Source organism: Vibrio sp. 10N.222.46.A1 (genome assembly GCF_041473595.1).
GTDB classification, from domain to species: Bacteria; Pseudomonadota; Gammaproteobacteria; order Enterobacterales; family Vibrionaceae; genus Vibrio; species Vibrio tasmaniensis_A.
This window is the reverse complement of the sequence record NZ_JBFRSN010001119.1, coordinates 1-265: the sequence shown is the minus strand read 5'-3', so window position 1 is coordinate 265 and position 265 is coordinate 1. Positions and strand designations below refer to the sequence as shown.

Annotated in this window: 1 protein-coding gene; it reads right to left on the bottom strand. The window is 49.1% G+C overall.

Going from position 1 to position 265, the window contains the following annotated elements; translation table 11 throughout:
• Positions 1-265, bottom strand: a 265-nt coding sequence (locus tag AB4496_RS24365; RefSeq protein WP_372132360.1) for an FAD-dependent oxidoreductase, incomplete at both ends; no start/stop codon positions are given.

Sequence of the window (265 nt, the reverse complement as noted above, 5' to 3'; positions counted from 1 at the left end):
CCGGTGTACGACCGTTTGCATCACCGATAGAACCTACTTTTACGCCAAGAAGCTTTAGCTTCGCTGACATGTCGGCACCTTCAAATGTGCTTTCGTTACCAACAACGTGGTCAACAGCAACGGTCGCCATTTTGTAACCAGGAGCAACAAGGCCGTAGAACGTTTGGTTCCAAGACGCACACTCACCGATTGCATAAACATCTTTGTCTGTCGTTTGACAGTGATCATTAATCTCGATGCCGCCACGAGGTGCAATACCTAGGCC